The organism is Pseudomonas sp. TSRC2-2, from assembly GCF_049897785.1.
In the GTDB taxonomy this organism is placed as follows: domain Bacteria; phylum Pseudomonadota; class Gammaproteobacteria; order Pseudomonadales; family Pseudomonadaceae; genus Aquipseudomonas.
Map to the genome: position 1 here is coordinate 199,095 of NZ_JAFCWZ010000014.1, position 13,324 is coordinate 212,418.

11 protein-coding genes and 3 tRNA genes are annotated in these 13,324 nt (G+C 60.4%); all 14 read left to right on the top strand.

The features are described from left to right. Positions 1 to 99: 99 nt before the first annotated feature. The 14 genes from truA (at position 100) to ACP7D9_RS25885 (ending at position 13,322) form a co-directional block, all read left to right on the top strand. On the top strand, positions 100 to 924 hold the full coding sequence (truA, locus tag ACP7D9_RS25820; RefSeq protein WP_178081218.1) for a tRNA pseudouridine(38-40) synthase TruA: 825 nt from the start codon (positions 100 to 102) through the stop codon (positions 922 to 924). Positions 925 to 987: 63 nt separating this feature from the next. After that, positions 988 to 1,620, top strand: coding sequence for a phosphoribosylanthranilate isomerase (locus ACP7D9_RS25825; protein WP_426160001.1), 633 nt, complete (start codon positions 988 to 990; stop codon positions 1,618 to 1,620). Positions 1,621 to 1,818: 198 nt separating this feature from the next. Next, positions 1,819 to 2,739 (top strand): acetyl-CoA carboxylase, carboxyltransferase subunit beta, encoded by a 921-nt coding sequence (gene accD / locus ACP7D9_RS25830; RefSeq protein WP_016773939.1) that lies wholly within the window; start codon positions 1,819 to 1,821, stop codon positions 2,737 to 2,739. Further along, the gene (gene folC / locus ACP7D9_RS25835; RefSeq protein ID WP_426160002.1) at positions 2,736 to 4,043 is read left to right on the top strand and encodes a bifunctional tetrahydrofolate synthase/dihydrofolate synthase; all 1,308 of its coding nucleotides are present in this window, start codon (positions 2,736 to 2,738) and stop codon (positions 4,041 to 4,043) included. Before accD ends, folC begins: the two co-directional genes overlap by 4 nt. After that, positions 4,027 to 4,677, top strand: coding sequence for an SPOR domain-containing protein (locus ACP7D9_RS25840; protein ID WP_101159996.1), 651 nt, complete (start codon positions 4,027 to 4,029; stop codon positions 4,675 to 4,677). Before folC ends, ACP7D9_RS25840 begins: the two co-directional genes overlap by 17 nt. Before the next feature lie 98 nt (positions 4,678 to 4,775). After that, positions 4,776 to 5,336: a CvpA family protein gene (locus tag ACP7D9_RS25845; RefSeq protein ID WP_016773942.1), complete on the top strand. Its 561-nt coding sequence runs from the start codon at positions 4,776 to 4,778 to the stop codon at positions 5,334 to 5,336. 41 nt (positions 5,337 to 5,377) lie between these two features. Next, the gene (gene purF / locus ACP7D9_RS25850) at positions 5,378 to 6,883 is read left to right on the top strand and encodes an amidophosphoribosyltransferase (RefSeq protein ID WP_426160003.1); all 1,506 of its coding nucleotides are present in this window, start codon (positions 5,378 to 5,380) and stop codon (positions 6,881 to 6,883) included. A 70-nt stretch (positions 6,884 to 6,953) separates the two neighbouring features. Continuing rightward, the gene (locus ACP7D9_RS25855; protein WP_313006196.1) at positions 6,954 to 8,165 is read left to right on the top strand and encodes an O-succinylhomoserine sulfhydrylase; all 1,212 of its coding nucleotides are present in this window, start codon (positions 6,954 to 6,956) and stop codon (positions 8,163 to 8,165) included. Further along, entirely contained in the window at positions 8,162 to 8,938 is a 777-nt protein-coding gene (locus ACP7D9_RS25860; protein ID WP_426160004.1) for an SDR family oxidoreductase, read from the top strand. Before ACP7D9_RS25855 ends, ACP7D9_RS25860 begins: the two co-directional genes overlap by 4 nt. Positions 8,939 to 9,104: 166 nt before the next feature. Beyond that, positions 9,105 to 9,180 (top strand) — tRNA-Val (locus ACP7D9_RS25865). Positions 9,181 to 9,235: 55 nt separating this feature from the next. After that, positions 9,236 to 9,312: transfer RNA gene (locus tag ACP7D9_RS25870), tRNA-Asp, on the top strand. A 93-nt stretch (positions 9,313 to 9,405) separates the two neighbouring features. Beyond that, positions 9,406 to 9,482: transfer RNA gene (locus ACP7D9_RS25875), tRNA-Asp, on the top strand. A gap of 476 nt (positions 9,483 to 9,958) precedes the next feature. Next, positions 9,959 to 12,790, top strand: coding sequence for a xanthine dehydrogenase family protein molybdopterin-binding subunit (locus tag ACP7D9_RS25880; RefSeq protein ID WP_426160005.1), 2,832 nt, complete (start codon positions 9,959 to 9,961; stop codon positions 12,788 to 12,790). Then, complete coding sequence (locus ACP7D9_RS25885; RefSeq protein ID WP_426160006.1) at positions 12,783 to 13,322, top strand: (2Fe-2S)-binding protein; 540 nt, start codon at positions 12,783 to 12,785, stop codon at positions 13,320 to 13,322. Before ACP7D9_RS25880 ends, ACP7D9_RS25885 begins: the two co-directional genes overlap by 8 nt. Positions 13,323 to 13,324 lie beyond the last annotated feature (2 nt).

Sequence of the window (13,324 nt, forward strand, 5' to 3'; positions counted from 1 at the left end):
CTGAAACTGGCATCCCCGGCCCACCGCCTTATAATGCCCGCCTTTGCAAAATCAGCAGGCTGGCCCACCTTGGCAAACATAGATAACCCGGTCGCCGAAATGGCGCCCGACGGCTTTTACCGCGTCGCGCTGGGCGTTGAGTATAAAGGCTCGCGTTACAGCGGCTGGCAGCGCCAACTGACCGGCGTGGCGACGGTGCAGGAAGAGCTTGAAAAGGCCTTGTCCAAAGTCGCCAATTCGCCGGTTTCGCTGCAGTGCGCCGGGCGTACCGACGCTGGCGTGCATGCGTGCGGTCAAGTGGTGCACTTCGACACCTTGGTCGATCGCTCGCTGAAAGCCTGGGTCATGGGCGCCAACATCAATCTGCCCCACGACATCAGTGTCAGTTGGGCCAGGGTCATGCCGGCACATTTTCACGCCCGCTTCAAAGCCATCGCCCGGCGTTATCGCTATGTGATCTATAACGATCAGATTCGCCCGGCGCACCTCAACGAAGAAATCACCTGGAATCACCGTCCGCTCGACGCTGCGCGCATGGCCGAGGCCGCGCAGTACCTGATCGGTACCCACGACTTCAGCGCGTTCCGGGCCGGTCAGTGCCAGGCCAAGTCGCCGATCAAGAAGATGCATCACCTGCGTGTGACTCGTCACGGCAAGATGATCGTGCTCGACATCCGTGCCAATGCTTTCCTTCACCACATGGTGCGCAATATTGCCGGTGTGCTGATGACCATCGGTGCCGGTGAGCGACCGGTGGAGTGGATGAAGGAAGTGCTTGAAAGTCGCGAGCGCCGCTCCGGCGGGGTGACTGCGCATCCATACGGGCTGTATCTGGTGCAGGTCGAGTACCACGACGAATTCCCGTTGCCCGAGCGTTTTATCGGGCCACATTTCCTTACGGGTTTCTCCGAACTTGACGGCTGACGCCCTTGAACGCTTTTGTTACCATCCGGGACGTTTTCGATTTTGCCTTGAGGTTTTCCTGACATGTCAGCCGTTCGCAGCAAGATCTGCGGCATTACCCGCATCGAAGATGCGCTGGCCGCCGTCGAAGCCGGTGCCGATGCGATCGGTCTGGTGTTTTACGCCAAGAGCCCGCGAGCGGTGAATGTGCAGCAGGCGCGGGCGATCATCAAGGCGTTGCCGCCGTTCGTCACCACCGTGGGATTGTTCGTCAATGCCAGTCGTTGTGAGCTTGGAGAAATTCTCGATGCCGTGCCGCTGGATCTGCTGCAGTTCCATGGCGACGAAAGCGCGCAGGAGTGCGAAGGCTGGCACCGTCCCTACATCAAAGCGCTGCGTGTGAAAGCGGGTGATGACATTGCCGCTGCCTGCGATGCCTTTCCCGGCGCCAGTGGCGTGCTGCTCGACACGTTTGTCGAAGGGGTGCCCGGCGGAACCGGCGAGGCGTTTGACTGGTCACTGATTCCGCAACACCTGAGCAAGCCGCTGATTCTGGCCGGTGGTCTGACCCCGGAGAACGTTGCCGACGCGGTAGCGCGGGTCAAGCCTTACGCAGTGGATGTCAGCGGCGGGGTAGAGGCGAGCAAAGGCATCAAGGATCACCACAAGATTCGCGCATTCATCAACGCGGTGCGCGGCAATACATCGCCGATGTGACGGCTGGCAGTCTGCCGCCGTCCATCAATGCACTTGCACAAAGCAGGCGCGGCTGAGGGTTGCTGAAGCGTACGCAGGTCATGTTTCGCGCTGACCGCGACCCTTTATCAACCATCGCCAACACATGAATTTAGCTCAAGGGCATACACGGGGCTGCGAACCAGAGCGTTCGGGCCGCCGGTACTGGAGAAAGAAAGCATGAGCAACTGGTTAGTAGACAAACTGATCCCTTCGATCATGCGCTCGGAGGTCAAGAAGAGCTCGGTGCCTGAAGGTCTATGGCACAAATGCCCATCCTGCGAGGCGGTGTTGTACCGGCCGGAGCTGGAAAAGACCCTGGACGTTTGCCCCAAGTGCAACCATCACATGCGTATCGGCGCACGTGCGCGCATCGACATCTTCCTCGACCCGGAAGGCCGCAACGAACTGGGTGCTGACCTGGAACCGGTTGACCGTCTGAAATTCCGCGACGGCAAGAAGTACAAGGATCGCCTGGTTGCCGCGCAAAAGCAGACCGGCGAAAAAGACGCGCTGATCTCGGTGAGCGGTACGTTGCTGGGCATGCCTGTAGTGGTTTCGGCGTTCGAATTCAATTTCATGGGCGGTTCCATGGGTGCCATCGTCGGTGAGCGCTTCGTTCGTGCTGCCAACTACGCGCTGGAAAACCGCTGCCCGATGATCTGCTTCGCCGCTTCCGGTGGCGCGCGCATGCAGGAAGCGCTGATCTCGCTGATGCAGATGGCCAAGACTTCGGCAGTGCTGGCACGTCTGCGTGAAGAAGGCATTCCGTTCATTTCCGTGCTGACCGATCCGGTATACGGCGGTGTTTCCGCCAGTCTGGCGATGCTCGGCGACGTCATCGTCGGCGAGCCGAAAGCCCTGATCGGCTTCGCCGGTCCGCGTGTCATTGAGCAGACCGTGCGCGAAAAACTGCCGGAAGGCTTCCAGCGTAGCGAGTTCCTTCTGGAGCACGGCGCGATCGACATGATCATTCACCGTCAGGAGCTGCGCCCGCGTCTGGGTAACCTGCTGGCACAGATGACCGGCAAACCGACGCCGAAATTCGTCGCCGCGCCAATCGAGCCGATCGTGGTGCCGCCGGTGCCTGCCAACGTATGACCCAGCGCACCCTTGGTGAATGGCTCGCCTACCTCGAGCAGTTGCATCCGTCGGCCATCGACATGGGCCTGGAGCGTTCGCAACAGGTAGCGTCCCGCATGGGGCTGGGCCAGCCGGCGCCTCGGGTGATCACGGTCACCGGCACCAACGGCAAGGGGTCAACCTGCGCTTTCGTGGCTTCTTTGCTGCGTGCGCAGGGCCTGAGCGTTGGTGTCTACAATTCTCCGCACCTGCTGCGTTACAACGAGCGGGTGCAGCTCAATGGCGTCGAAGCCACTGACTCCCAGCTGTGTGAAGCCTTTGCTGCGGTTGAGGCTGGCCGTGGCGACACTTCCCTGACTTATTTCGAAATGGGCACCCTGGCGGCGTTCTGGCTGTTTCAGCAGTCTGCGCTGGACGCTGTGGTGCTTGAGGTTGGTCTGGGCGGGCGCCTGGACACGGTCAATGTGGTTGATGCCGATATCGCGCTGGTCACCAGTATTGGCGTCGATCATGCCGATTACCTGGGCGATACCCGCGAATCCGTAGCCTACGAGAAGGCTGGAATTTTCCGCCAGGGCAAGCCTGCTCTGTGTGGCGACCTGAACCCGCCGCAACCATTGCTCGACAAGGCACGTGAACTGGCGTGTCCGTTTTTCCTGCGTGGGCGCGATTTCGACCTCGGCATCACCGAGCGGCACTGGCAGTGGCGCGGTACCGACGCGCAGGGCAAGGCGGTCGAATTGCGTGATTTGCCACTGCTTGATCTGCCGATGGAGAACGCCGCGCTGGCGTTGCAGGCCTATCTGCTGACAGGTTTGCCCTGGAATGCCGAACAGATTGTCGCGGCGTTGCAGGCGACTCGCGTGGTCGGGCGCCTCGATCGTCGTTCGTTCGAATGGCACGGCAAGCGCCTGAATATCCTGCTGGATGTTGGCCACAACCCGCACGCCGCTGAATACCTCGCTCGGCGTCTGGCGGCGCGGCCGCCAGCTGGCAGGCGCCTGGCGGTGTTCGGGCTACTGGCGGACAAGGATCTCGATGGTGTTGTTGGCGAGTTGAATGCTAGTGTCGCGCACTGGGCTGTCGCGCCGCTGGATTCGCCACGCGCGCGCCCCGTGGCTGAGCTTGAGGCAGCGCTGCAGAACCTTGGTGCTTCGGTTGCGTCTTACGACAGCGTCGCGGCGGCTCTGGAAGGGCAGTGTGCGGTAGCTACCAGCGACGACGAGATTCTTTTGTTCGGATCATTTTATTGTGTCGCCGAAGCCCTTGAATGGCTGGCTCGGTGCTCCACGGAGGAAGCGGCAAATGGCTTTGCTGGATAAAGCGTACAAGCAGCGCATGGTTGGTGCGCTGGTGCTGGTGGCGCTGGCGGTGATCTTCCTGCCGATGCTGTTTTCCCGTCAGGACGAGCAGCGTCAGGTGACCGTCGAGGCCCCGGCTGCGCCTCAGCCTTCGGCCATGCCCCAAGTGCAAATGGACCCGGTTGCCGTTCCTGAGCCGCAGGCTTTGCCGCAAGAGCCTGTGCCGACTGACGAAGAAGTCGCTGAAGAAGCGGCGCCTGCTGCTCCGGCTGCTCCGGCGCCGACCATCCCTGCTCAAATTGCCCGGCCGGCAACGCCGCCGCCAGTGGCCAAGCCTATACCTGCGCCGGCCCAGCCGATCACCTCAGCCGCGAACAAGCCTGACGCTACGCAAAGCCGCGTCGATGCCAACGGTCTGTCGGTGAGCTGGTCGGTGCAACTGGCCAGCCTGTCGAGTCGTGCCAGCGCCGAAAGCCTGCAGAAAAACCTGCGCAGCCAAGGCTATAACGCCTACATTCGCTCGGCCGATGGCAAGAATCGGGTGTTCGTCGGGCCGCTGATCGAGCGCGCCGAAGCCGATCGTCTGCGCGATCTGCTGAGCCGACAGCAGAACCTCAAGGGCTTTGTTGTCCGTTTCCAGCCTGAACGTGGCTGAAATCTATCACCTCGATTGAAAAGCACTGACAATCGCAGCTTACCGACAGCCATGCGCTCTGCTAAAATGCGCCGCCTTATCCGTCTGTAGGCTGCACTGTGCCATTTACCTGGGTTGACTGGGCGATCGTTGCAATCATCGCCATCTCCGCTTTGATCAGTCTGAGCCGCGGCTTCGTAAAGGAAGCGTTATCGCTGCTGACCTGGATCATCGCAGGAGCGGTTGCCTGGATGTTTGGTGGCTCACTGTCCGAGTACCTCGCCGGATACATCGAAACCCCATCGGCTCGCGTCATCGCGGGCTGTGCCATCATGTTTGTCGCCACACTGATCGTGGGCGCAATGATCAATTATCTTATCGGCGAGTTGGTTCGCGTCACCGGGTTGTCCGGGACCGATCGATTCCTCGGCATGGCCTTCGGCGCAGCGCGTGGCGTGTTGCTGGTGGTCGTGGCGGTCGGGCTGTTGAGCCTGGGGCCGGTACAGCAGGACGGGTGGTGGAAAGAATCACAGCTCGTGCCCAAGTTTCTATTGGTTGCCGACTGGTCCAAAAACCTGATACTCGGGTGGAGCAGTCAGTGGCTTGCCAGCGGAATCAGCGTACCCGCTGAGATTCCGTTCAAGGAGCAACTCTTGCCGACGGCGAAAACGCCTCAGTGAGTGTTGTTCAGTTCAGATCCATTAAGTAGGGGTTGCGTCGCATGTGTGGCATCGTCGGTATCGTCGGTAAGTCGAACGTCAATCAGGCGCTGTATGACGCGCTAACCGTGCTCCAGCACCGCGGCCAGGACGCTGCCGGTATCGTGACCAGCCATGATGGCCGGTTATTCCTGCGCAAGGATAATGGCCTGGTACGTGACGTGTTTCAGCAGCGTCACATGCAGCGTCTGGTCGGCCACATGGGGATCGGCCACGTCCGTTACCCGACTGCCGGCAGCTCGACGTCGGCCGAAGCCCAGCCGTTCTACGTCAACTCGCCATACGGCATCACCCTGGCGCACAACGGTAACCTGACCAACGTTGAACAGTTGGCCAAAGAGATCTACGAATCCGATCTGCGTCACGTCAACACCAGTTCCGACTCGGAAGTGCTGCTCAACGTGTTCGCCCACGAGTTGGCTCAGCGCGGCAAGCTGCAGCCAACCGAAGAAGACGTGTTCGCCGCCGTGACCGACGTGCATAACCGCTGCGTCGGTGGTTACGCTGTTGTGGCGATGATCACGGGTTACGGCATCGTCGGTTTCCGCGATCCGCACGGCATCCGCCCGATCGTGTTTGGCCAGCGTCACACCGACGAAGGCGTCGAGTACATGATCGCTTCGGAAAGCGTTTCGCTGGACGTGCTGGGTTTCACCCTGATTCGCGACCTCGCGCCGGGCGAAGCGGTCTATATCACTGAAGACGGCAAGCTGCACACCCGTCAGTGCGCAATCAATCCGTCGCTGACGCCGTGCATTTTCGAGCACGTCTACCTGGCGCGGCCGGACTCGATCATCGACGGTGTGTCGGTGTACAAGGCGCGTCTGCGCATGGGTGAGAAGCTCGCCGAGAAGATCCTGCGCGAGCGCCCTGAGCACGATATCGATGTGGTCATCCCGATTCCGGACACCAGCCGCACCGCAGCGCTGGAGCTGGCGAATCACCTTGGAGTGAAGTTTCGCGAAGGCTTCGTCAAGAACCGTTACATCGGCCGCACTTTCATCATGCCGGGCCAGGCGGCGCGCAAAAAGTCGGTACGCCAGAAGCTCAACGCCATTGAGCTGGAGTTCCGCGGCAAGAACGTCATGTTGGTCGATGACTCGATCGTGCGTGGCACCACCTGCAAGCAGATCATCCAGATGGCCCGCGAAGCTGGCGCGAAAAACGTCTACTTCTGCTCGGCGGCCCCTGCGGTGCGCTTCCCGAACGTATACGGCATCGACATGCCGAGCGCTCACGAACTGATCGCACACAACCGTTCGACCCAGGACGTAGCTGATCTGATCGGCGCTGACTGGCTGATCTATCAGGACCTGCCTGACTTGATCGAAGCAGTCGGCGGCGGCAAGATCAAAATCGAAAACTTCGATTGTGCCGTCTTCGATGGCAAGTACGTGACCGGTGACGTCGACGAGGCTTATCTGGACAAGATCGAACAGGCGCGCAACGATGCCTCGAAGGTCAAGACCCAGGCGGTCAGTGCGATCATCGATCTGTACAACAACTGAGTTTCCACCGGCCCTGAGGGGCCGGTTTTGTATCTGACATTTTTTCAAGAACACAGCAAGGAGAGACAGCATGAGTCAGGAATGGGATGCCGGTCGGCTGGACAGCGACCTCGAAGGCGTAGCGTTCGATACCCTGGCCGTTCGTGCGGGTCAGCACCGCACGCCGGAAGGTGAACACGGTGATCCGATGTTCTTCACCTCCAGCTACGTGTTCCGCACCGCTGCCGACGCTGCGGCACGGTTTGCCGGCGAAGTGCCAGGCAACGTCTATTCGCGCTACACCAACCCGACCGTGCGTGCGTTCGAAGAGCGTATTGCCGCGCTGGAAGGCGCGGAGCAGGCCGTCGCCACGGCAACCGGCATGGCTGCAATCATGGCCGTGGTGATGAGCCTTTGCAGTGCCGGCGATCATGTGCTGGTGTCGCGTAGCGTGTTCGGCTCGACCATCAGCCTGTTCGAGAAATACTTCAAGCGCTTCGGCGTTGAAGTCGATTACGTGCCGCTCGCCGATCTGTCGGCCTGGAACGCGGCGATCAAATCCAGCACCAAGCTGCTTTTTGTCGAATCGCCGTCCAATCCGTTGGCCGAACTGGTGGACATCGCCGAGCTGGCAGAAATCGCCCACGCCAAGGGCGCGCAGCTGGTGGTCGACAATTGCTTCTGCACCCCGGCGCTGCAACAGCCGCTGAAGCTCGGCGCGGACATTGTCGTGCATTCGGCGACCAAATTCATCGACGGTCAGGGCCGCTGCATGGGTGGCGTTGTTGCCGGTCGCGGCGAACAAATGAAGGAGGTTGTGGGTTTCCTGCGTACCGCCGGGCCGACCCTCAGCCCGTTCAATGCGTGGATCTTCCTCAAAGGCCTCGAGACCCTCAACCTGCGCATGAAGGCGCATTGTGCCAATGCCCAGGCGCTGGCCGAATGGCTGGAGCAGCAGGACGGAATCGAGAAAGTCCATTACGCCGGCCTCAAGAGCCATCCACAGCACGAGTTGGCTCAGCGTCAGCAGAAGGGCTTCGGTGCGGTAGTCAGCTTCGAGGTCAAGGGCGGCAAAGAGGGCGCCTGGCGCTTTATCGATGCCACACGGTTGATTTCGATCACCGCCAACCTCGGTGACAGCAAAACCACGATCACCCATCCGAGCACCACCTCCCATGGCCGTCTGGCGCCGCAGGAGCGTGAAGCGGCAGGCATTCGTGACAGCCTGATCCGCGTGGCGGTCGGTCTGGAAGATGTGGCTGACCTGCAAGCTGACCTGACGCGCGGTCTGGCGGCATTGTGATCGAATTGTCCACACCGGTGGCCAATACCCATGGTCGCGTGGCGCTGGTCACCGGCGCCGCACGCGGTATCGGTCTGGGCATTGCGGCCTGGTTGATCAGCGAAGGCTGGCAGGTAGTGCTCACCGATCTCGATCGGGTGCGCGGATCGAAAGTGGCCAAAGTGCTGGGCGAGAATGCCTGGTTCATCGCCATGGACGTCGCCGATGAAAATCAGGTCGCGTTGGGCGTGGCCGAGGTGTTGGGGCAGTTTGGTCGCCTCGATGCGCTGGTCTGCAACGCGGCGGTGGCCGATCCGCACAACATCACCCTGGAAAGCCTCGATCTGGCTTATTGGAATCGGGTGCTGGCAGTGAATCTGAGCGGGCCGATGTTGCTGGCCAAGCACTGTGCCCCGTACCTGCGTGCGCATAACGGCTCGATCGTCAACCTGGCTTCGACTCGCGCCGGGCAGTCGGAACCGGATACCGAGGCTTACGCCGCAAGCAAGGGCGGGTTGTTGGCGCTGACCCATGCGCTGGCGATCAGTCTGGGGCCGGAAATCCGGGTCAACGCCGTCAGTCCAGGCTGGATCGATGCGCGTGATCCCTCGGTGCGTCGCGCTGAACCTTTGGCCGATGCCGATCACACCCAGCATCCGGCGGGCAGGGTGGGCACGGTCGAGGACGTGGCGGCGATGGTGGCGTGGTTGCTGTCGCGCAACGCCGGGTTTGTCACCGGGCAGGAATTCGTTGTCGATGGCGGCATGACCAAGAAGATGATCTACACCGAATAACAAGCGAAGCCGCGTTCTGTAGGAGCGAGCCTGCTCGCGAATGCGGTCCATCGGTCGATGGCTTGTTCAGGAATGAAGCAATTTCGTCTTTTTCAGAAAAACTCCAATCCTGCTATTGACTTAGCTTCGCCACCTGCGTAAATTTCGCGGCCTCGGAGATGCAAACGGGTGATTAGCTCAGCTGGGAGAGCGTCTGCCTTACAAGCAGAATGTCGGCGGTTCGATCCCGTCATCACCCACCACTCCCGAGAAGCTTGCGCAAGCAAGAGAGTAGGCTGAAAGTGCCTGCACCGACGCGCAGCGGTAGTTCAGTCGGTTAGAATACCGGCCTGTCACGCCGGGGGTCGCGGGTTCGAGTCCCGTCCGCTGCGCCATATTTTACGAGTCAGATTTATCTGGTTCGCGATTGCAAGGCACCGAAGCCTGCAATCAAAACGAGTTACTTGAGTGCAAGCTCAAAGCGATACGCAGCGGTAGTTCAGTCGGTTAGAATACCGGCCTGTCACGCCGGGGGTCGCGGGTTCGAGTCCCGTCCGCTGCGCCATATCTGCTTCAAGGACCACTGAACGCCTTGAAGCGCCGAAACCAGCCACCGGCTGAATCGGATCGATAGCAAAGACCCTGGTCGAAAGACCGGGGTTTTTTGTGTCTGAAATCTGGCTAATCCTCTCCCTAACTCCTGCGCACATCGCCCTGTAGGAGCTGCGGTACGCTGCGATCTTTTAATCTTGGTTAAAAAAAGCAAGATCAAAAGACCGCAGCCTCGTTTCACTCGACAGCTCCTACAAGAATCTCGGCAAGCCTTCTGCGCTACCACGTCGCATTGATTTTTTTGATTAATTAGTCAGGTTTTTGTAACTGGTTGTTTGCTGCGGACGCAGAAAGCTTTAAAGTTAACCTTTCGGTCAGCTTTGCACTGTCAACACAGCTCTTTGCTTCGCCAGAAAGAGCTTCTGCACGACTCGAGATCCCCAGTACATAACCACAAGGGCGGACCTATAACCGTCCAGAGGATGATCCATGTCCAACCGTGAAATATCCCGGCGCTCGTTCCTTCAGGGCGGGCTGGTGGCGGGTGTGAGCGTTACGCTTACGCCGCTCAGCAGTCAGGCGCTGGCTGCCTTGATGGAAAACAGCGTCACCGTGCCGTCCGAGAAATGGCTCGGCAATAACGGCAAGGCGCGTCAACGCAACGACGCCCTTTCCAAGGTCTGCGGGAGCAAAGTCTTCGCTCGCGACATCCGCGCCAAGGACATGCCCGGCTGGCCTGAGCAACAAGGCCACGCCATGCTGCTGAAAACCATCAAGGCCGACCGCATTTACGCAGGCTACGACTTGTCGTGGCTCGGCGCTGATCTGCAGCCGGACCGCGTCGTCACCGCTGCCGACCTGGACAAGGACGGTATCGTCTTTCCTGAAGAGCACGCTCCCGATCCATTGCTGCCGCAAGGCAAAGTGCCGATGTTCATCGGTCACCCGGTGGCGATTCTGATCTGGAACGATTTCGAGCGTTTCCGTCAGGCCAAGAATCAACTCAAATTCAACGACAAAGCGATTCGTTACGGTGCCAAGGTGCCGTTTTACGAAGGTGATCCCTACGGCAGTTTCCGCTACGTGCGCGTCGGCGGTGCGACTTCTGCGGATGAGGACGAGTTCGCCAGTCTCAAGGACTCGATCCTGTTCCCGATGCTGAAGAACCGCCGTCCGGTGTGGAATGCATCGCCGAACCTGCACGGTAATCTCACCGAGCGCGGGCTGTTTTACGCCGACCGCATGAAGCAGGAAATCGACACGCCGCCGGACAACTGGCTGGTGTTCGACGAGCGCTACAAAACCCCGTCGATCGAACCGGCTGCCCTCGAGCCGGACAACGGCAACGGCTGGTACGACCCGAAGACCAAGACACTGCATTTCGTTGTGGCGACCCAGTGCCCGCTAGAAGTCGCGATCGAAACCGCGAAGATGATCGGGCCGTCGCGTTTTGGCCTGGCCAATCTGAACATGCACCCGGGCTACACCGTCGGGTACGGCTCCAAAGACCACAACATCTTTGTCTACTACGCAGCCTTGGCCGCGCTGTACGGCGCCGGTGTGCCGGTGCGTCTGGCCAACGACCGCTACGAGCAGTTCCAGAGCGGCATCAAGCGTCACCCGTTCGATATCCGCTACCAGTTGGCGGTGGACAAGAACGATTACACCTTCAAGATTTTCCGCGCTGAAATGAGCGTCGACGGTGGCGGTCGGGTCAACTACAGCCCATCTGTGGCAGCAGTTGGTGCCACTGCGGCGCAGTCGATCTACTACATGCCGCAGAACGATCTGCAGGTTACGGCGTATCACTCGCGCGCGGTCGAGGCGGGTTCGATGCGCGGTTACGGCACCCTGCAAAGCATGGCAGCGACCGAAATGATGGTCGACGAGATCGCCAATCGCCTGGGTGTCGACGCCATCGATTTGCGCCGTCGGAACGCCTTGCGTTCGGGGATGAAAAATACCCAGGGCGCGATCCCGGCCGGTGCACTGCGCCTGCACGAAATTCTCGACAAGGCCTCGGTGCATGAGGTCTGGAAAAACCGCGACGCGATCAAGCAGCAACGTGAAGCGGCAGATCCGGATAACTGGTACGGCGTTGGTTTCGCCATCTGCCAGAAAGACTTCGGCACCGGTTCCGAAGCGCCGATGGCCAGCATCCAATTCACCGCTGACGGCCGTATCACCCTGCGTCACATCGGCATCGAAATTGGCACCGGCATGTCCACCTCGCAAGCCTTGGTCGTCGCCGATTTTCTCGGCAGCCCGGCGCATGATGTGAAGACTGGCGAAACCGAATGGAAGGAAATGCAGCTGATCACCAGCGGCAACCCGTACATCATGAGCCAGTCCGAGCAGGACAATCTGCTGCGCAATCCGCGCTGGGTGGGCAAGCTGGCTTCGGCCTCGTCGGCGACCAACTCCGCCTATTACTTCAGCCATGCGACCCGTGAAGCGGCGCGTGTGCTGTTCAATCACGGTCTGTGGCCGGCGGCGTTGGAGATCTGGCGTCAGGGCCCGTATGGCGGCCAGGCCAACCCTTATGTGGTCCGTCGCGAAGATGCGCATTGGGTCGATGGCAAACTCACTGCCAACGGTATGCAACCGCTGAGCTTCGAAGAGTTGGCCAAGCGCGCCCACGAGCGCGGTCTGGTGACCGGCGCCACGGTGCACGGTTTTAACCGCTGGAGCTGGGCCGAGGCCGAGTACAGCATCGACGGCGTGCGCGAGCGCCTGCCGCTCGACGGTCTGGCAGTGAAATACGGCGATGGCGCGCCGCAAGCCAAGAAAGCGCAAATGAACAGCGCAGGCTTCCATTTGCTTGATCGGCAGAACGTCAGTTACCCGGTTGTGCAGTTGAACAACGCAGCGGTGACCTATTACAGCCCTGTCGCCACCCTGGTCGAGCTGAAGGTCAACAAGGGTTCGGCGGAAGTTCAGGTGCTCAACCACCACTCATGGATCGAGTGCGGTCGTGTGCTGGTTGAAGAGCTGGTCAAGGGCCAGCTCGAAGGTGGCATCGCCATGGGTATCGGTCACGCGCTGATGGAAGAGATGCCGCTTTATGAAGGCGGGCCGGGGGAGGGTGACTGGAACTTCAACCGTTATCGCTTGCCGATGGCCCGTCACGTTGCGGTGTGGAAGCAGACCGCGGAAATTCTGCCGCCGCTGTCACCGAGCGATCCGTCCAAAGGCATCGCCGAAGTGGTGATGATCCCGATTGTCGGCGCCATTGGAAACGCCGTGGCGCACGCCATCGGTAAACGTGTTCGCGATCTGCCCATCACTGCTGCGCGCATCAAGGAGGCCCTCAATGGCTAACCGTCCGCTTCAACTGACCCTCAACGGTCAATCCGTCGGCCCAGTGGACATCCCTGATGACCTGCCGATGATCGACTACCTGCACGAATACAAAAACCTCACCGGCTCGCGTCTGGGCTGTGGCCAGGGCATCTGCCACGCCTGCGTAGTGATCGTCGACAACCCGGACGGCACCAGCGAGGAGGTGCGCACCTGCATTACCGGCGCGCATTACTTCGAGGGCAAGAAAGTCCGCACCATCGAAGGTCACGCCACTCGCGACGAGCAAGGCCAGGTCACCGAGCTGAACCCGATCCAGCAGCGCTTCGTCGACGAGTTTGCCTTCCAGTGCAGCTACTGCGCACCGGGTTTCGTCAACGCTGCGACCGTGCTGGTCGAGAAGCTGCAGCGTCAGCCGATCGTCAAAAGTCAGCTGGAGCAAGTCATCGAGGACAGTCTTGGCCATCACGTCTGCCGCTGCACCGGCTACGTGCGTTATTACAACGCGACGCGCAACGTGCTGACCGATCTCGGCCTGGTCAAGGAGGATTGAGC